At 73.0% G+C, this 18,846-nt stretch carries 13 protein-coding genes; 8 read left to right on the top strand and 5 right to left on the bottom strand.

The features are described from left to right. Window positions 1-129: 129 nt before the first annotated feature. The 3 genes from ACFCY1_RS17555 to ACFCY1_RS17545 form a co-directional block, all read right to left on the bottom strand. Window positions 130-2,796, bottom strand: coding sequence for a TIM-barrel domain-containing protein (locus ACFCY1_RS17555; RefSeq protein WP_375875105.1), 2,667 nt, complete (start codon window positions 2,794-2,796; stop codon window positions 130-132). Between the two features lie 348 nt (window positions 2,797-3,144). Further along, complete coding sequence (locus ACFCY1_RS17550; RefSeq protein WP_049649312.1) at window positions 3,145-3,903, bottom strand: DeoR/GlpR family DNA-binding transcription regulator; 759 nt, start codon at window positions 3,901-3,903, stop codon at window positions 3,145-3,147. A 128-nt stretch (window positions 3,904-4,031) separates the two neighbouring features. Next, window positions 4,032-5,036 carry a LacI family DNA-binding transcriptional regulator gene (locus ACFCY1_RS17545; RefSeq protein ID WP_375875104.1) on the bottom strand — a complete coding sequence of 335 codons (1,005 nt, stop codon included), beginning with the start codon at window positions 5,034-5,036 and terminating at the stop codon, window positions 4,032-4,034. 282 nt (window positions 5,037-5,318) lie between these two features. Between ACFCY1_RS17545 and ACFCY1_RS17540 the strand changes: the two genes are divergently transcribed. From ACFCY1_RS17540 to ACFCY1_RS17520, 5 genes are all read left to right on the top strand, one after another. Next, on the top strand, window positions 5,319-6,617 hold the full coding sequence (locus ACFCY1_RS17540) for an ABC transporter substrate-binding protein (protein WP_375875103.1): 1,299 nt from the start codon (window positions 5,319-5,321) through the stop codon (window positions 6,615-6,617). Between the two features lie 2 nt (window positions 6,618-6,619). Continuing rightward, entirely contained in the window at window positions 6,620-7,585 is a 966-nt protein-coding gene (locus tag ACFCY1_RS17535) for a carbohydrate ABC transporter permease (protein WP_375875102.1), read from the top strand. A gap of 46 nt (window positions 7,586-7,631) precedes the next feature. Next, window positions 7,632-8,477: a carbohydrate ABC transporter permease gene (locus ACFCY1_RS17530; protein ID WP_117486249.1), complete on the top strand. Its 846-nt coding sequence runs from the start codon at window positions 7,632-7,634 to the stop codon at window positions 8,475-8,477. Further along, window positions 8,474-10,360, top strand: a complete 1,887-nt coding sequence (locus ACFCY1_RS17525; RefSeq protein WP_375875101.1) for a DUF5107 domain-containing protein — start codon at window positions 8,474-8,476, stop codon at window positions 10,358-10,360. Before ACFCY1_RS17530 ends, ACFCY1_RS17525 begins: the two co-directional genes overlap by 4 nt. Before the next feature lie 85 nt (window positions 10,361-10,445). Further along, window positions 10,446-12,281, top strand: coding sequence for an RICIN domain-containing protein (locus ACFCY1_RS17520; protein ID WP_375875100.1), 1,836 nt, complete (start codon window positions 10,446-10,448; stop codon window positions 12,279-12,281). A gap of 107 nt (window positions 12,282-12,388) precedes the next feature. Here the strand turns inward: ACFCY1_RS17520 and galT are convergent, their stop codons facing one another. Then, a complete protein-coding gene (gene galT / locus ACFCY1_RS17515) occupies window positions 12,389-13,495 on the bottom strand; it encodes a galactose-1-phosphate uridylyltransferase (protein ID WP_375875099.1) in 1,107 nt (368 codons plus the stop codon). A gap of 265 nt (window positions 13,496-13,760) precedes the next feature. Here galT and galK point away from each other — a divergent pair, with 265 nt between their 5' ends. Further along, a complete protein-coding gene (gene galK / locus ACFCY1_RS17510) occupies window positions 13,761-14,906 on the top strand; it encodes a galactokinase (protein WP_375875098.1) in 1,146 nt (381 codons plus the stop codon). A gap of 24 nt (window positions 14,907-14,930) precedes the next feature. Here the strand turns inward: galK and ACFCY1_RS17505 are convergent, their stop codons facing one another. Next, complete coding sequence (locus ACFCY1_RS17505; RefSeq protein ID WP_375875097.1) at window positions 14,931-15,737, bottom strand: DeoR/GlpR family DNA-binding transcription regulator; 807 nt, start codon at window positions 15,735-15,737, stop codon at window positions 14,931-14,933. 402 nt (window positions 15,738-16,139) lie between these two features. Here ACFCY1_RS17505 and ACFCY1_RS17500 point away from each other — a divergent pair, with 402 nt between their 5' ends. Next, window positions 16,140-18,314: an NEW3 domain-containing protein gene (locus ACFCY1_RS17500; protein WP_375875096.1), complete on the top strand. Its 2,175-nt coding sequence runs from the start codon at window positions 16,140-16,142 to the stop codon at window positions 18,312-18,314. A gap of 104 nt (window positions 18,315-18,418) precedes the next feature. Beyond that, a partial coding sequence (locus tag ACFCY1_RS17495) for an amidohydrolase family protein (protein ID WP_375875095.1) occupies window positions 18,419-18,846 on the top strand: 428 nt, incomplete at its 3' end.

Here is an 18,846-nt window from a genome sequence, read left to right as displayed (position 1 = left end):
CAGGCCCGGTGTGCGCGGAGGCCGGCCCGGAGCTTCCCGCCCCGCGGAGGTGGGGGAACCCGGCGAGGGCCCTGCCGAGCGGGCGGGGCCCTCGCCGTACCGGGGCGGAAGCCCCTCGCGGTGGTGCGGTCAGTTGCCGCCGTGGACGAGGTTGAGGGAGAAGCCGTCGCCGGTGGGGACGGACGGCGTCCGGACCGTCGTCACCCCGGTGGCGGCGTCGTGGTACCAGCCCGAGCCGGCCGCGTCGAGCGCGGCGGCCGAGTCCCGCCGGGGCAGCGGGCCCGCGTCGGTGGCCACCACGCGCGGTGCGGGGCGGCCGTGCACGGTAAGGCGGTACGAGCGCTCGGCCGGCTTGCCGGCGTAGTCGCCGTCACTGGCGCCGATGCGGATGTTGGTGACGGCGCGACCGGTGTGCACGTCGACCTGCTGGGTGGCCGAGGAGCCGGCGGCGTACTGCCGGGTGACGCCATCGTCCTCGTACAGGGTGTAGGAGGAGTCGCCCGAGGCCTTCGGGTAGAGGTCGTAGTCGAGTTCGGAGCGGTCGCGGTTCTCCCAGGACAGCGTGCCCTTGGGCCACATCGGGACGATCGCGCCGCCGCGGACGAACAGCGGCAGGGTGTCGAGCGGGGCGGAGTAGCCGTTGACCGTGGTCGGGCCCTGGTAGGTGCGGCCGGTCCAGTAGTCGGTCCACGTGCCCTCGGGCAGGTAGATGCCGTCGCGCACGGCGGTGTCCGAGTAGACCGGCGCGACCAGGAGGTCGGGCCCGGCCAGGAACTCGTACGTCGCGTTCGGGCCGAGGGCGTTCGGGTCGTGCGGGTACTCCAGGGCGAGCGGGCGGACCGCGCCGACGCCGGTGCGGGCGGCCTCCGCGGAGAGGGTGTACATGTACGGCAGCAGCCGTTCCTTGAGTTGCAGGTACTTGCGGTTGATCGAGGTGTACGGCTCGCCGTCCAGCCAGGGCTGCTGGTCCCGCTGCTGCGTGCCCGTCATGTCCCGGGCCCAGCCGTCCATGGTCATGATCGCCGGGAGGAAGGCCTTCCACTGCAGGTCGCGGGTGTACATCGCGGGGTCCCGGCGGTAGATCGAGCCGACGTCGCCGCTGTTGTAGGCGATGCCGGACATGGTGGCGCCGGCGTAGGTCGGGATCTGCCAGCGGATGTAGTCCCAGGACAGGCTCTGGTCACCGCTCCACAGCACGCCGCAGCGCTGCGCGCCGGCCCAGGAGACCGGCAGCCAGACGAACCCGCGGGCGTCGCTGCCGTCCTCGATGCCGGCCTTGGCCTGGTCGCAGGCGTTCAGCGCGAAGTCGTAGCCGTTGCCGACCCAGGCCACGTCGAGCTTGCGCACCCGTACGCCGGCCTTGACCTCCTCGGCCTGGTCGGGCAGGCCGTTCTGGGTCCACAGACCGAGCTGGGCGTGGTCCCTGCGCAGGCCCGTGCCGGTCTGCGCGAGGTTCTCGTAGCCGCAGCCGTAGCCGTCGTTGACCAGCATCCAGCCCAGCGGCATCTGGTGGTCCACGTAGCCGTCGGCGACCTTCAGCGCGTCCGGGGTGTGGCGCTCGCCGCGGTTGGCGTTGTGGAGGTAGCAGTCGGCGTCGCCGGGCTCCAGCCCGTAGACCGGCGGCATGAAGGGCTTGCCGACCAGGTCGGTGTACCGGCCGATCACCGCCTTGACGTCACCGGTGAAGTAGTAGGCGTCCAGGCGGCGTTCCTGCTGCCCGGTGCGGACGGGCGAGCCGAAGTCGTAGATCCCGGGCGTGAAGGTGTTGCGGAAGACGCCGTAGCCGGCGGTGGAGACGTAGAACGGCTGGGAGTTGTTCCAGCCGCCCTCGTTCCAGTCGGTGCCGTTGGCGACGTGGACGGTCCGGTCGCGGTGGGAGAAGGAGCCGTTCTGCTCACCGCCGCCGAAGAACTGCTCGTCCGCGCCGCGCTCCAGGCTCTGCCGCAGTCCGCCGGTGCTCCAGCGCAGCGGGGCGCTCTCCTGCCAGAGGGCGGTGCGGTCGTCGGCCTTGTACAGGCCGAACCGCAGCGGGTGCTTGTAGACCCGCAGGACCAGGCCCTTGGAGCGGATGCCGTAGTACGCGCCGGCGTCGAAGGTGCTGGTGTCGCGCTGCGGCTCGGGCTGCTTGCGGACGATCGTGCTGCCCGCCGGATCGGTGAGGACGCCGTCCGGGGCGGCGCGCAGGCGCAGCTGGTCGTCGGCGAGGAAGTCGACCCGGGCCTTCAGGGTGCCCGCGGCGATGTCGTAGCTGCCCTGGGAGCCGCCGAAGCCGGTCAGGTCGCCGGCGTCGGCGGTCTGTGGCAGGTAGGCCGTACCGGTGTAGGAGCCGCCGTGGACGTCGTAGGGGACCACCAGGACGTGGTAGGTGCCCGAGGCCTTCGGGATCACCGTGGCCTCCGGGTCGGCGGTGCCGGCGCTGGTGGCCACCTGCTTGCCGCCGGCGTCGTAGACGTAGAGGTCGAAGTCGTCGGTGGGGTTCTGCCAGCGGACGGACACCGGGACGCCGCCCTCCGGGTTGTCGTCCCAGTACCCGGCCGGCACGTTCACGGTCAGGTCGAAGTGGTCGCAGACCGTGCCGCCCGGGTCCTGCGTGGCCGGAGGGCAGCTGGCGGGGTTGCCGAGGGTGCCCTTGGCGTACTGCGGGCTCTGCCAGGTGACGCTCCGGTGGCCCTGGTCGAGGACGGCGGAGGCGGGGGCCGCGGCGCGGGCGGGGAGGGCGGGCCCGGCCAGGGCGGGGAGGACGGCCAGGGCCGCCAGGAGGGCGGCCCTGCGGAGGTGGGGCCGGAGTGGACGCACGGTGGTGTCTCCGTTCGGCGTTCGAGGGGTGGGTGGTCCGGGGGCCGGTGGTCAGGGCGTGCCGGACGTGCCCGGGCGAGCGGGGAGGCGCCGGTGGCGCACACCGCGGCGAGCGCCGGCACACGGTCGTCCACCGCGGTTGCCGCCTTCGTATGCGCTTGATCGACTGATTGGAAATGCTTGATTGGAGTTGATTCCGCGCAGATGCGAAAGAGCTTCCTGGTTTAGTGAGTTCATGTCAACCGCTGCGGTGACAGAAACGCCCGGCCGGTGGGACCGACCGGGCGTCAGCGTGGGGGTGGGAGCCGGGTCTTCGGGATCCGGGCCCGTGAGGACGGCGCCTCGGCGTCAGGCGCGCAGGATCCGCACGCCGTCGGCGGCGATCGCCTCCTCCTGCGCCGCCGTGACCTCGCCGTCGGTGACCAGGTCGTGGACGTCGGAGAGCGGGCAGATCCGGGCGAAGGTGACCCGGCCGATCTTGCTGCTGTCGGCCAGGACGACCGACCGCGCGCTGCTGCGCAGGAACGCCCGGTCGGTCTGGGCCTCCATCTCGTCGTGCGTGGTGCAGCCCTCCTGGGGAGTCAGGCCGTCCACGCCGATGAACGCGATGTCGAGGTGGTACTGGGCGAGCATTCGGTCGGCGGCCGGCCCCACCAGTTCGTAGCTGGTGGTCCGGGCGATGCCGCCGACCACCACCAGGCGGATGTCCGGCCGGACGATCAGGTCGGCCGCGATGTTGACGGCGTTGGTCACGATGGTGATCCCGCCGCGTTCGGCCAGGACGCGGGCCAGCTCGCTGGTCGTCGTGCCGCCGGTCAGGCCGACCACCGCGCCGTCGGGCACCAGCTGCTCGGCCGCCAGGGCGATGCGGCGCTTCTCCGCCTGCCGGGTGCCGTGCTTGTGGCGCAGCGGCAGTTCGAGGTTGACGGCGCCGGTGACCGCCCCGCCGCGGGTGCGGTGCAGCAGGCCCTGGTCGTGGAGCTCCTGGAGGTCCCGTCGGACGGTGGCCGCCGACACCCGCAGGAGCCCGGCCAGCTCGTGCACATCGGCGCTGCCCGTCTCGGTGAGGTGCGTGAGGATCCGGGAGGTGCGGTCGGCTTTGAGCATGGCGGAAGTCTAGTGCCGCGCGCGCGAGGGACGATCTTTGCGTGGAACTGCGCGGAACCGCGCGGCACCGTCGGGCGCGGGCGCGATGCAGTAGCCGGGGCGGCGCCGGGGAGCCGGGCCGGGTCCGTTCAGCGGCCGTCGGCCGGGCCGGTGCTGTCCCGGACGACGAGTTCGGGCCGCAGCAGCTGGATCGAGTTGGCCGGGCTGCCGGACCGGGTGAGGGCGCGCAGCAGCAGCTCGACCGCCTCCCGGGCCATCTCCCGTTTGGGGATGGCCACGCTGGTGAGCGCCGGTCGGGCCACGCCGACCTCCGGGTTGTCGTCGTGCCCGACGATCGACAGGTCGCGGGGCACGGAGCGGCCCTCGGCCCGGGCGGCCTCCAGTGCCCCCAGGGCGAGGACGTCGTGGGTGGCGAAGAGCGCGGTGATCGTCGGGTCGGCGGTGAGTGCCGCCGTCGCCGCGGCGAAGCCGCCCGCGGGGGTGGGTTCGGAGGCCGTGTGGACGGCGGCGTCGGGGACGGGCAGTCCGTCGGCGGCGAAGGCGCGCCGGAAGCCCGCGACCCGCGGGCCGTGGTCGGGGCTGGCGAGCACCGCGACGCGTTCGTGCCCGAGTTCGCGCAGGTGGCGCCCGGCCAGGTAGCCGGCCCGCTCGTAGTCGATGGTGACCACCGGGAAGCGGTCGGGGGCGTCGGTCTCCCAGGCGCACAGGGCGACCGGGAAGGAGGCCTCGGCCAGCAGCGGCAGGTGGTCGATCAGGTCCCGGTCGCCGGCGATCAGCAGGGCGTCCACCGAGCGGCTGGTCAGGCCCGCCAGGTGCCGTTTGGCGCGCTCGCCGTCGAGCCGGGTGGTGCAGAGCAGCAGGTGGTAGCCGTTCGCGTCGAGGACGTCCTCGACCTCCTCGACGATGTCGGGGTAGAAGGAGCCCGTCACGGTGGGGACGAACAGTCCCACCGTCCTGGTGGCGCCGGTGGCCAGGGAGCGTGCGACCAGGTTGGGGGTGTACCCCAGTTCCCCGATCGCGGCGCGCACCCGGGCCGCGGTCGCCGGGCTCACGGCGCCCCGCCCCCGGATGACGTTGGAGACGGTCTGCTTCGTGACCCCGGCGCGCTCGGCCACGTCCTGCATCGTCACCATGACTGGATCCTTCGACTTTACCGGTCAACTTGCCTTCGGTGAAAGGTAGGGCACCGGTGAGGGGGCGTCAAGATTGATCAAACCACTGCTCTGGCTCGTCACTTGAGAGTTCCTTGCGTGAACGGTGTCGGGGCACCGCAGTCCTGAGCAGGTTTTTGCAAGGACTCTTGATTTACCGGTCAACCCGACCGTATCGTCCCAGCCATCCAGCCGCTCCCCGTCCTCGGGCCCCGGCTGACGACACGTCCGCGCGGCATCTCGCGCCTCCGAGAGGAACCACCCATGGGGAGAACGACCATGCCCGCCGCCCGCGTCGTCGGGGCGGCCACCGCCGTCGCCCTCGCGCTCGGAGCGGGCGCCTGCGGCAGCGGCTCGGAGGGCGGCGCGAAGGCCGCCGGCAGCTTCACCTACTGGTCGATGTGGCGCGCCGACGAGCCGCAGGCCAAGGTGCTGAAGGCCGCGATCGACGACTTCACCGCCACCACCGGCGCCAAGGTGGACGTCACCTGGGCGGGCCGGGACATCGCCAAGAAGATCGGCCCGGCGATCGCCGCCAACCGGGCCCCGGACCTGTGGGACGAGTCCGACGACAAGGTCTACGGCACCACCGCCGCGGCCGGACAGGCACTGGACCTCTCGCCGGTGCTGCAGCTGCGGGTGCCCGAGGAGGACGTCCCGGTCTCCCAGGTCCTCCCGGCCAAGTACTTCGACATGCTGCCGAAGGACCCCTCCGGCTCCAACCACTACGTGATCCCGTACGAGGTCGTCACCAACGCCATGTTCTACAACGCGGCCGACCCGGCGATCACCACCGCCATGCCGAGTCCGCCCACCGACTGGGCCGGACTGCTCAAGGTCTGCGACACGCTGAAGGCGGCCGGGAAGGCGTGCATCGCCTCCGAGGGGGAGGACCCCTGGAGCAACGCGCTGTACTTCGACTACCTGCTCGACGGAGCGGGGGTGAACGTCGCCCGGCTCGCCGCCGACCGGACCGGCGCGACCTGGGACGACCCGGCGGTCCTCGGCGCGGCGCGGCAGGTGGAGCAGCTGGTGAGGGGCGGCCACCTGATCGAGGGCTACGACGCCACCAAGTACCCCGCGCAGGAGACCAACTGGGCGGGCGGCAAGGCCGCCTTCTACATGGACGGCAACTACGTCACCGCCGAGGTGGCCAAGCAGGTCCCGCCCGGCTGGAGGACGGCGTCGATGCTGCCGCCCGGCGCGAAGACCCCGGACGCCGCCCTGTTCGGCTTCGCCATCCCCAAGCGGGCCAGGAACGCCGCCGCCGCGCAGAGGTTCATCGCCTTCTTCCTGCAGAAGAAGCACCTGTCCGGGATCTCCACCACCGCGGGCAACCTCACCCCGCGCGGCGACATCCCGGCCCCCGCCGAACTGGCCGACGTCCAGAAGGCCCTGGAGGCCCCGACCGTGCGCCTCGCCTTCGACGGGGTGGCCGGCAGCTGGCTGCCCAAGGTCCTGAACGAGAACTACCTGGACTTCTGGCACGGCAGGACCACGGCCGACCGGTTCGTCGCCAAGTGCAAGGCCGACCAGGTCACCTACTGGCAGACCCAGGGCTGACGGTGGCGACGACGATCGGGGAGCCGCCCCGGACGGACGCCGCCCCGGGCCGGCCCGAGCGCGCCGTCCGCTCCGGCGTCGGCCCGCTGGAGCGCCAGCGCCGCCGGGTGTTCTGGCCCTTCACCGCCCCCGCGCTGATCGTGTACGCGGTGCTGTTCGTCGCCCCGGTCGGCTACGCCCTGTGGACCAGCCTGTACGCGTGGGACGGCATGGGCGAGATGGAGTGGCGCGGCCCGCGGAACTACCTCCTGCTGTTCCAGGACCCGAGGTTCCGCACCTCGCTGTTCAACACGCTCGAACTGATGGTCGTCGGAGGCACGATCACCTTCGTGCTCAGCTTCGCGCTGACCCTGGTGCTGCGCGAGATGCGGGCCAGGCTCTTCGCCCGGTCGGTGCTGTTCTTCCCCTCGCTGGTCAACGGCATGGTCTTCGGCATCGCCGCCGGGTTCCTGTTCTCGCCCACCGGCCCGGTCAACCAGGCGCTGAAGGTCTTCGGGGTGACCACACCGCCCAAGTGGCTGTCGACGGACAACCTGCTCCCGATGGTCCTGGGCACCCTGGTCTGGACGGCGACCGGCTACTACACCTCCATCATCATGGCGGCGGTCGACCAGATCCCCGACTACCTCTACGAGGCGGCCGAACTCGACGGTGCCGGCCCCTTCCAGCGCTTCCGGCACATCACCCTGCCGTGCGCCTGGGACGTCATCGCGGTCTGCGCGGTGCTGTGGACCGTCAGCTCGGTGAAGATCTTCGAGCTGATCCTGCTCTACGGCGGCAGCACCAACGCCTATCCGCCGGTGAGCAGTTGGAACACCGCCGTGTACGTGTACGCCGAGGCCTTCCCGCAGGGCACCGTCCCCCGGCTGGGCACGGCCACCGCCGCCGCGATCGTCAGCCTGGCCATGGTCACCCTGATCACCGTCGTGCTGCGCCGCCTGCTGCGCCGCGAGCCGGTCGAGTACTGACCCGTCGCGTCCCGGCCCCCCGCACCCAACCGGAAAGGTCCCTCCCGTGCGACGCAGTAACCGACCCACCGGACCCGCGAGCAGGATCGGCACGGCCGCCGTCTGGATCGTCGTCGCCGCCGACCTGCTGCTGCTCCTGTGGATCCTGCTGACCTCGCTGCGCAGCGGCCCCGACATCCTGCGGCACGGCTTCGGCCTGCCGACCAGCCCGGACACCGGCAACTACACCACCGCGCTCGACGAGGGCGGCTTCGCGCGGGCGGCCCTCAACAGCGTGCTCACCGCCGGCCTCTCCTCCGTGGTCGCCGTCGCCCTCGCCGCCCCCTGCGCCTACGCCCTCGCCCGGCGCCGCTCGCGGACCTCCTCGGCACTGACGATGAGCTTCGCCATGGGTCTCGGCGTGCCCGGCCAGGTCCTGGTGGTGCCGCTGTTCATCGGCCTGTCCCGGGTGGACCTGACCGACAGCGACCTCGGCCTCGGGCTGGTCTACGTCGGCCTGGCGATGCCGTTCACCGTCTTCCTGCTGACCGGCTTCTTCCGCGGCGTCCCCGGCGTGCTGGAGGAGGCCGCAGTCCTGGACGGCGCCGGCCCGCTGCGCACCTTCGTCCAGGTGGTGCTCCCGGTCGCCCGGGGCGGACTGGTCACCGCCTTCCTCCTGCAGTTCATCACCGCCTGGAACGAGACCCTGTTCGCCCTCGTCCTGACGAACAGCCAGGGAACGACCACCCTCCCGGTGGCGCTCTCCTCGTTCGTCGCGGCACAGCAGTTCAACGGCCTGGACTTCGGCACGATGTTCGCCGGGGTCTGCATCATCCTCGCCCCGATGATCGCGCTCTTCTCCTGGATGGGCTCGCGGATCATCCAGGGCATGACAGTTGGGATCGGCAAGTGACCTCGACCCTGCGCACCGACCCGCTCCGCATCGACGGGACCCCCGATCCGGTCGGCGGCACCCTGCCGATCCTGCACGGCCTGCCCCGGCAGACCGGCGCCGGCGCCGGGGTCGACGACGAGATGCGCCGCAACCTGGCCTACGGGGTGCCCGACACGCTGCTGCCGTACACCCGGCAGGGCGGGTACGACCGCGTCCGTACCGAGCGCGAACTCCCGTGCGTGGTACTGGAGAACGAGACCCTCACCGCGACCTTCCTGCCCTCCCTCGGCGGGCGGCTGTGGTCCCTGGTCCACCGCCCCACCGGGCGGGAGCTGCTGCACCGCAACCGGATCCTGCAGCCCGCCAACCTCGCCCTGCGCGACGCCTGGCTGGCCGGCGGGGTGGAGTGGAACCTCGGCGCCACCGGGCACTGGCCGCTGACCTGCGAGCCGCTGCACGCCGTCCGGGTGCGCGCGCCCGACGGCACCCCGGTCCTGCGGATGTACGCCTTCGAGCGGCTGCGGCGCCTGGTGCTGCGGATGGACAGCTGGCTGCCCGCCGGCTCCCCGGTGCTCTACGTCCATGTCGCCGTGCACAACCCCGCGCCGAGCGAGACACCGGTCTACTGGTGGTCCAACATCGCGGTGCCCCAGGACCGGGACGTGCGCGTCCTCGGCCCGGCCGACCACGCCTTCCACTGCGACTACGTCAGCGATCTGCGCCGGGTGGCCTTCCCGGAGGTCGACGGCGCCGACCGCAGCTACCCCGGCCGGGCGGCGCGCGCCGCGGACTACTTCCTCGACCTCCCCGGCGGCGAACGCCCCTGGATCGCCGCGCTGGACGGCACCGGCGCCGGGCTCGTCCAGACCTCCACCGCCCGGCTGCGCGGACGCAAGCTGTTCTGCTGGGGCACCGGCACCGGCGGCAGGCACTGGCAGGAGTGGCTCTCCGGCCCGGACTCCGCCTACCTGGAGATCCAGGCGGGCCTGGCCCGCACCCAGCTGGAGCACCTGGCGATGCCCGCCGGCGCCACCTGGTCGTGGACCGAGGCGTACGGGCTGCTGCAGGCCGATCCCACGGCGGTGCACGGGAGTTGGGGCGCCGCCCGGAAGGCCGCCGGCCAGGCGCTGGACCGGCTGCTCCCGCCGCTGGAGCTGGATCGGGCCGACGCCCGGGCCGGGGAGTTCGGCGCGCCCGAGGAGGTGCTGTCCGAGGGCGGCGGCTGGGCCGCGCTGGAGATCGAGGCCGGTGCCCTGCCCGCCTCGCCCGCCCTGCCCTTCGGCGAGCCGGCGGCCGCCCAGGAGCCCTGGCGGCGGCTCCTGAGGACCGGCACGCTCCCGGTCTGCGACCCGCCGGCCGAGCCGGTCACCGGGGCGCACTGGCGGCGGTTGCTGGAGGCGAACGCCACGGACTGGCACGCGCTGTACCAGCTCGGGCTGCTGCGCCTGGCCGACGGGGAACGGGAGTCCGCCCACGAGGCGTTCGAACGCTCCGTCGCCGTGCAGGCCTCGCCGTGGGCGCTGCGCGCGCTCGCCCTCCTCGCCCCGCAGCCGTGGGAGGCCGCCGACCTCATGCTCTCGTCCCACCGACTCCGGCCGGAACTACGGGAGTTGACGATCGAGACGCTGGAGTCGCTGCGGCGCGCCGAGCGCCCCGCCGAGGCGCTCGCGCTGATCGAGGCGCTCTCCCCGGCCGACCGGGCGCACGGGCGGATCAGGCTGGCCGAGGCGGAGGCGGCGCACGCCCTCGGCGACGACGACCGGGTCCGGCGACTGCTGGCCGAGGGCATCCAGGTCGACACCATGCGCGAGGGCGAGCTCTCCCTGGACACCCTCTGGCTCGCCGTCCACCCCGGCACACCGGTGCCCCCGCAGTACGACTTCCGCATGGCGGACGGCTGACCGCCCGCCGCCCCGGACCACTCTCCCGTTCCGCCCCCCACAGCAGGGGCGCAACCGTGCGCCCCGCCACGGAAGAGGAGTACCAGTGCCACCTCTACCCACCCGATGGGCCCGCGTCCTCGCCGCCACGGCCCTGGCGGCGCTCGGCGCCGGAACCCTGGCCGCCGGACCGGCGTCCGCCGACAGGCCGTCCGCCGACTCACCCGCCGCCGGCAGACCGGCCCCCGCCACGTACACGGTCTCGGTCGGCAGGACCGGCTCGTACGCCTACCCCGACGACACCCAGGCCAGTCCCTACACCGACAAGGACGGCACGTTCTACTTCCAGCAGTCGCACTCGCTGTACGGCGCGAACGACTCCCGGCAGTGGGACTTCTTCACCGGCCGGGACTTCGACAGCGCCACCAGGTCCGCCGCGATCAGCGACGCCGTCAACCCCGCCGACCCGTCGGACCGCAACGACGACACCACGGCGCGCTGCAACAACAGCCCCACCGGACGGGAGTCCAGCTACGCGCCGCAGGGTTCGCACTACGCCCAGCGGAACTACTGCGACCTGGCCGGGGTCTGGGTCGACCCGGACAGCGGGGACTGGTACGGGCTGGTGCACAACGAGTTCACCCCCCAGCCCTTCGGTGACGGCCTGCACTACGACGCGATCGACTACGCCGTCTCCACCGACCAGGGCCGGACCTGGACGATCAGGGACCACGTGATCACCTCGCCCCGCAGCACCACGCGAGGTGACACCGCGGCCTTCCCGCAGCAGACCTTCTCCTACGGCGACGGCGACCAGCGACTGTTCGTGGACACCGCCTCCGGATACTTCTACGTCTTCTACGGCTCCCGGATCGTCGACAAGGGCGGCAGCTGGGGCGCGTTCCAGCAGCACGTCGCGCGGGCCCCGATGTCCGCCAAGATGACGCCGGGCAGCTGGCAGAAGTGGTACGACGGCGCGTGGTCGCAGCCCGGGGCCGGCGGCCTGGAGAGCGACATGGTGCCCGCCGACGGCGCCAACCCCACCGGGTACCTCCCGCCGGCCAAGGAGTACGACCCGGCCAACCCCGGCACCGTGAGCCGGCAGATCGCGGCCGGCACGCTCGCCCCGAGCACGCCGCTGTTCGTCATGAACATCGCCTACGACGCCTACCTGGGCCTCTACATCGGCACTCCGCAGGCCGTCGACCAGAGCGGCAACGCCCCGCAGCAGATCTACGCCACCAAGGACCTGGCCACCCAGAAGTGGACGCTGCTCGGCGACACCGGCGGTTACCACACCGCCTCCTGGTACCGCTGGTTCCTGGACAGCGCCAGCCTGACCGGTACCACGATCGTCGGCAGGACCTTCCGGTCGTACTGCTCCTTCGCCTGCGCCGGCTCGGACGGCCAGTACGTCGAGCTCACCGTCGGCTCGTCCGCGCCGGCCGCCCCGCCGGTCGACCTGGCCAGGACCTACCGGATCCAGAGCGGCAACGGCCGGGTCCTCGCCCAGAGCGCCGGCGGCTCCGCCGTCACCTCCACGGCCGGGGCGGCCGGCTCCGCCCGCGGGTCCTGGCGGTTCCTGGCCGAGGGCGACGGCTCCTACCGGATCGTCAACGCCGCCACCGGTCGGCTGCTGGGCGTCGACGCCACCTCGACGGCGGGCCGGGCCTGGGGCGCGGCGCTGACCGCCACCGGCGCCGTCGGCGGGAACGCCACCGTCGGGCAGCAGTGGTTCGTGCTCCCCAGCAAGGCCGGGAAGGGCCGGTTCCAGCTGGTGAACCGTTACAGCGGCCTGGTGATCGGCATGTCCGGTACCTCGGGCCGACTCGCCGAGACCGTGCCCGCCCGCTCCTGGAGCGACACCACCGGCTCCACGGTCGGCGGCGGCCGCACGGCGGCCGAGCAGACCCTCGCCTTCGTTCCGCAGGCGCCGCGGTGACGCGGGAGCCGGACACCGGATCGCCGCCGCGGCGGTGGTCGACCTCCTGACCCCGACCCCGGCACGGCTCGATCGACGGCCGTGCCGGGGCCCTCCTGTGGGCCGGGTCAGTCGGCCGCGGCCTCGCGCAGCCGCTCGGCGGCGGCCTCCGGACTCACATCGGTGACGAAGGCGTCGAGCCCGGATTCCACGCCCGCCAGGTACTTGAGCCTGCCGGGAGCGCGCCGGACGGTGAACAGCTCCAGGTGCAGGGCGAGTTCGTCGCCGCCGTCCTTCGGCGCCTGGTGCCAGGCGGAGATGTACGGGGTCCGGTTCGGCGCGGAGCCGGCGGGAGCGGGGAACAGCCGGTCGAAGCGGCGCAGCAGGTCGAGGTAGAGGCCGGGGAACTCGGCGCGCTCGGCCTCGTTCAGCGCGGTGAGGTCGCGCACCCGGCGGTTGGGGTAGAGGTGGACCTCGTACGGCCAGCGGGCGGCGAAGGGCACGAAGGCCGTCCAGTGCCCGCCCCGGAGCACCAGCCGCTCGGGGGCGGCCCGTTCGGCGGCGACGAGGTCCTCGAAGAGGTTCCGCCCGGTGCTCGCCCGGTACGCCTCGGCGCGGCCGATCATCCGGGCGGTGCGGGAGGGGACGAAGGGGAAGGCGTAGATCTGCCCGTGCGGGTGGGCCAGGGTGACGCCGATCTCCTCGCCGCGGTTCTCGAAGCAGTACACCTGCCGGACCTCGGGCCGGGCGGAGAGTTCGGCCGTGCGGTCGGTCCAGGCGTCCAGCACCAGGCGGGCCCCGGCCTCGTCCAGGTCGGCGAAGGAGGCGTCGTGGTCGGGGGCGAAGCAGACCACCTCGCAGCGGCCGGTGCCCGGCCGGAGGGTGCGCAGGGGGTCGCCCTCGTGGGCGGTGACGTGAGCGGCGGAGTCCGGGGCGAGCGAGGGGAAGCGGTTCTCGAAGACCACGACCTGGTAGTCGGCCGCCGGGACCTCGCTCAGCCGTCCGTTCCGGGAGGGGCAGAGCGGGCACTCGCCGGCCGGGGGGTGGTAGGTCCGCTGCTGACGGTGGGCGGCGACGGTCACCCACTCGCCGAGCACCGGGTCGAGCCGGGTCTCGGAGAGGCTCGCGGAGGGTTCCAGCGGGCGTTCGTCCACGGCGTTCCGGTTCGTGCCGAACTCCTGGTCGTAGTAGACGAGTTCGCGGCCGTCGGCCAACTTGGTCGCGGTCTTGTGCACCGCCGTGCTCCTTCTGCGGGGGAGTTCGGCCAGTCTGCGCCGATCTCCAACAGAATCAAACATATTCGATCGTTTGTCAACAGGTGTAGACCTGCCGGCAAGGCACCGGGCACCGATTCCGGTCCGCGCCGCGCTGCGAAACCCGCAGGCGTTGACTGCGGCGGCCGATGATGTTTGATTATGTCGAAATCGGCTCCCGTCCGCCGATGGAGGCACCGACGGGAGCCGCCACGACGCACGCGCACGACGTACGGGAGCCGAGCAGATGATCGACCGGGCCGCCACCGACTTCGAGGCCGTCCACGGCGCCCGGCCGAGCGGCGTGTGGGCCGCGCCAGGCCGGGTGAACCTGATCGGTGAACACACCGACTACAACGACGGCTTCGTCCTGCCCATCGCCCTCCCGCACACCACCAGGGTCACCGCCCGCCGCCGCACGGACGGCCGGGTGCGGTTCCACAGCACCCGGGGCGACGGCACCGTCACCGACCTCGCGCTCGACGGCCTGGCCCCCGGGGTCGTCACCAACTGGGCCGCCTACCCGGCCGGCGTGTTCTGGGCCCTCGCCGAGGCCGGACACGCGATCGGCGGCGCCGACCTCTCCGTCGACAGCGACGTGCCGGCCGGTGCCGGGCTCTCCTCCTCCGCCGCCCTGGAGTGCGCCACGGCCGCCGCCCTGAACGACCTGTACGGGCTCGGCCTGTCCGCGCCGGACCTCGCCCTGGTCGCCCAGCGGGCCGAGAACGCCTTCGTCGGCGTGCCCTGCGGGGTGATGGACCAGATGGCCTCCGCCTGCTGCACGGACGGTGCCGCGCTGCTCCTCGACACCCGGACGCTGGAGCGGCGCCACGTCCCGCTCGACCTGGAGGCGGCCGGCTTCCGGCTGCTGGTGATCGACACCCGGGTCAAGCACGACCTCGGCGACGGCGCCTACGCCGCCCTGCGGGCCGGCTGCGAGCGGGCCGCCGACCTGCTCGGCCTGGCCGCGCTGCGCGACCTGCCGGCCGCCGGCCTCACCGCGACCCTGGAGCGCCTGCCCGGGGAACTCGCCCCGCTGGTGCGGCACGTGGTCACCGAGAACCGGCGGGTGGCCGAGGTGATCGAGCACCTGGACGGCGGGCGGACCGCCGCGCTGGGGCCGGTCCTGACGGCCGGACACGCCTCGCTGCGCGACGACTTCCGGGTCTCCTGCCCCGAGACGGACCTCGCGGTCGAGGCCGCCGTGGCCGCCGGGGCGCTGGGCGCCCGGATGACCGGCGGCGGCTTCGGCGGCTCCGTCATCGCGCTGGTGGCCGCGGCGGACGTGGCAGCGGTCGCGGACGCGGTGCGCTCGGCCTTCGGCACCGCGGGCTTCGCCGCACCCGTCGCCTTCACCGCCGTCCCCTCTGCGGGGGCGCGTCGACTGGCCTGACCGGGCGGGGCCCGGAGCCCCCGGTCAGCCGGCGGCCGGTACCACGACGAGTTCGCCGACCGCCTCGGCGAGCACGTTGCGGGCCGCCGCGGGGAGGGCGTCGTCGGTGATGAAGCAGTCGACCTCCGTCAGGGCCGCGAAGCTGCTCAGGCCGACGACGCCCCACTTGGTGTGGTCGGCGACCACGACGGTGCGGCGGGCCGAGGCGATCAGGGCCCGGTTGGTCTGCGCCTCGGCGAGGTTGGGGGTGGTGAGCCCGGCCTGCTCGCTGACGCCGTGCACGCCGAGGATGAGCAGGTCCACGTGGAGGGTGCGGATCGTCTGGTCCGCGAGAGCCCCCACCAGGGCCGCGGAGCGTGTCGGCGCCCCACCGGTCAGCAGCAGCGACGGAACGGTCTCCGCTCCGTCGCTCTCCGCCGCCCACAGCAGGTCCGCGATCCGCAGGGAGTTGGTGACGACCGTCAGCCCCGGCACCTCCAGCAGCCGGGAGGCGACCGCGTAGGTGGTGGTGCCGGCGGACAGCGCCACCACGCTGCCCGGTTCCACCCGCTGCGCGGCGGCGTCGGCCAGCGCGGCCTTGGTGCTCTCCTCCAGCCCGGACTTCACGTCGAAGCCGGGTTCGTCCGTGCTGGCGGTCCCCACCGCGATGGCCCCGCCGTGGACCTTCCGCACGTCTCCCTGGCGGACCAGCGCGTCCAGGTCGCGGCGGATCGTCATGTCCGACACGCCGAACTGCTCGACCAGCTCGGCGACGCGCACCGCGCCGGCCTTGCGGATGGCCTCCAGGATCAGCGCCTGGCGCTGCGGGGCGAGCAAACTCTGATCAGCCACGAAGGCCCTTTCGATCGAACGGGTGCCTGACCGCTCCCGCTTCCTCCGGCAGGCCGACCCTGCCGCGGTCCGGACGTACCGGTGCCACCGCCGAGGGCCGGGCGGGGCGCCGGGGCGTTCGCGTCGGCGACCGGGGAGCCGTCGGCCGCGACATGATCCAGTATCCCAGGACCCCAACGGGCCCCGACCCGACCGGTCGGCCGGTCGCGCTCCTGCGTCCGGTGGCGGCTCGGCCGGGCCGGGGCCACGTGCACTCGTGCTCGGACTTTGCCATTGAGTGCGTGTTATTGCTTATTCTGCCCGTCATCTTGTCAGGAGTGAGCAGAGCCCCGTACAAATGGTCTGGCTGGGACCAACAGCAGCCATCCATGCCCTGACCCCGAGATCCCGTGAGGTCGAAGCGTGTCAACTGCCCTCCGCCGGTGGCTCCGTACCACCGTCGCCTGCTGTACGGCGCTCGCCGCCGTGTCCACCGCTACGCTCCTGGCTCAGCCCGCGGTCGCCGCGGAGCCCTCCCCGTCCGGCACCGTCGCCGAGTACCCGAACTACGCCCCCACACCGCCCATGGGCTGGAACGACTGGTCGTACTACCAGTGCGGGATCGACGAGAAGACCATCCTCGACAACGCCCGGGCCCTCGTCTCCACCGGGCTGGCGAAGAAGGGGTACGACACCGTCACCATCGACGACTGCTGGATGTCCAAGCAGCGCGACGCCCAGGGCAACCTGGTCGCCGACCCGCGGCTGTTCCCGCACGGCATGGCCTACATCGGACGCCAAGTCCACGACCTCGGCCTGAAGTTCGGCATCTACGAGGACGCCGGGACCGCCACCTGCGGCGGCTACCCGGGCTCCCTCGACCACTGGCAGCAGGACGCGGACCTGTTCGCGTCCTGGGCCGTCGACTACGTCAAGCTCGACGGCTGCAACGTCCCGGTCAAGCCCGGCGAGACCGAGGAGCAGAGCTACCGCGACACCTACACCGCGATGAGCCGGGCGCTGCTCGACACCCACCGCAGGATGGTCTTCTCGGTCTCCGCGCCCGCCTACTTCCAGGGTGCGACGAACTGGGAGTCGGTGATCCGCTGGTCCGCGCCGCTCGGCAACCTGTGGCGGGAGGGCGCGGACATCGCACTCGGCCAGGCCGGTGGCGCCGAGAAGTGGGCGTCGATCATGTACAACTACGGCTACAACGTCGGACTGGCCGACCTGCAGCGCCCCGGCCGGTGGAACGACCCCGACTTCCTGCTCGCCGGCGACTCCGGGCTCAGCCAGGACGAGATGCAGAGCCAGATCTCGCTGTGGGCCGTGATGGCCGCGCCGCTGATCTCCAGCACCGACCTCACCCGTCTCTCCCCGGCGGCGTTGGAGCTGCTCGGCAATCGCGACGTCATCGCCGTCGACCAGGACCGGCTGGGCGTCCAGGGGCGGGTCGTCCAGCACGGAACCGGCTACGACGTGCTGAGCAGGCCGCTGGCCGGAGGGGACCGGGCGGTCGCGCTCTTCAACTCCTCCGACACCGCGCAGACCATCACCACGACCGCCGCCCGGGCGGGCCTGCCCGCCGCCGGCGGCTACCGGCTCGACGACCTGGTGACGAAGAAGGCCGTCGGGACGGCCGGCGTGATCTCCGCGAACGTGCCGCCGCACGCCACGGTGCTCTACCGGGTCCACCCCGGCGCGACCCACGGCCTGGCCCCCGCCACCGCCGTCACCTGGCAGGACGTCAGCACGGCCCAGGAGCCCGGGACGTACCGGATCACCCTGGCCGACAACGGCGCCGTCGCGCTGAACGACACCAGCGTGCGGATCAGCGCCCCCGCCGACTGGACCGTCACCCCGGCGACCGTCACGCTCCCGCGCATCGCGCCGGGCACGACCGCGTCGGCCACGGTGACGGTGCACGGCCCCCAGGGCGCTCCCGGCACCACGGCCACGGCGATCACCGCCACCGCGAGCTACCGGGCCCGGCCGGCCGGGGTCGACACCGTCAGCGGTGAGCAGACGATCGTGCGGACCGTGCCCTACCCGTCGCTGGAGGCGGCGTTCGACAACGTCGGCGCCACCTCCGAGAGCGACACCGCTCCCGGCGACTTCGACGGCGCCGGGAACAGCTACTCGGCGCAGGCCCTGGCCCTGGCCGGCGCCACCGCGGGCGCCACGATCAGCGCCAACGGCCTCAGCTTCACCTGGCCGTCCGCGGCCGCCGGCACCAACGACAACGTGTCGGCCGCGGGCCAGGAGATCACCTTCAGCGGCCAGGGCAGCGCGCTGGGCTTCCTCGGGGCCGAAACGGGCTTCGCCTCCGGCACGGTCACCGTCGCCTACACCGACGGCACCACCAGCAGCGGCCAGTTGGGCTTCCCCAACTGGTGCTGCACCCCGACCGACGCCTACGGCGCGAAGACCGCGTTCACCACGGACCACCGCAACACGCCCACCGGGCCGGGCAACTTCGGCACCGGGTACGGCGTCTTCACCAACACCGTCCCGCTGACGCCCGGCAAGACGATCCGTTCCGTCACGCTGCCCCGCGCCGCGGCGATCCACGTGTTCGCGCTGGCCGTCCAGCCGTGATCCGCGCCGCCCGGCCCACCGGACCGCCTCCCGTGGGCCGGGCGGTCGGCGTTCCCCCGCCCGAGACTCCGCCCCTCCCCGCGAACGGCATCCAGGACCCATCCATGACCGTCACGAACCGCACCACCCTGGCCGGTGCCCGGCTGGTCCTGCCCGGCGGCGTCGTCGAGGGCGACCGCCTCGCCGTCGAGGGCGAGCGCATCGCCGGCCTCGGCGGCGACACCGAGCCCGGCGACCTCGACCTGACCGGGTACACCGTCGTCCCCGGCTTCGTCGACCTGCACGTCCACGGCGGCGGCGGTGCCTCGTACGCCTCCGGCATCGCCGAGGAGGCGCTGCTGGCCGCCCGCACCCACCTGGAGCACGGCACCACCACCACGGTGGCCTCCACCGTCACCGGCGAGATCGACGAGGTCGCCCGCCAGGCGCACGTCCTGTCCGAACTCGTCGAGGACGGCGTCCTGGCCGGCATCCACTTCGAGGGCCCGTTCATCTCGCACAACCGCTGCGGCGCCCACCGGCCCGACCTGCT

Origin of the sequence: Kitasatospora sp. NPDC056273 (genome assembly GCF_042268845.1) — a bacterium.
Taxonomy (GTDB): Bacteria; Actinomycetota; Actinomycetes; order Streptomycetales; family Streptomycetaceae; genus Kitasatospora.
The sequence above is the reverse complement of the archived record's forward strand: the minus strand, read 5'-3'. Positions and strand labels throughout refer to the sequence as shown.

What these genes read in the sequence shown, in the direction of transcription:
- ACFCY1_RS17550 (WP_049649312.1), bottom strand. Translation starts at nt 3,903, where the DNA reads ATGCTCAAAGCCGACCGCACCTCCCGGATCCTCACGCACCTCACCGAG.
- ACFCY1_RS17545 (WP_375875104.1), bottom strand. Translation starts at nt 5,036, where the DNA reads ATGGTGACGATGCAGGACGTGGCCGAGCGCGCCGGGGTCACGAAGCAG.
- ACFCY1_RS17540 (WP_375875103.1), top strand. Translation starts at nt 5,319, where the DNA reads ATGGGGAGAACGACCATGCCCGCCGCCCGCGTCGTCGGGGCGGCCACC.
- galK (WP_375875098.1), top strand. Translation starts at nt 13,761, where the DNA reads ATGATCGACCGGGCCGCCACCGACTTCGAGGCCGTCCACGGCGCCCGG.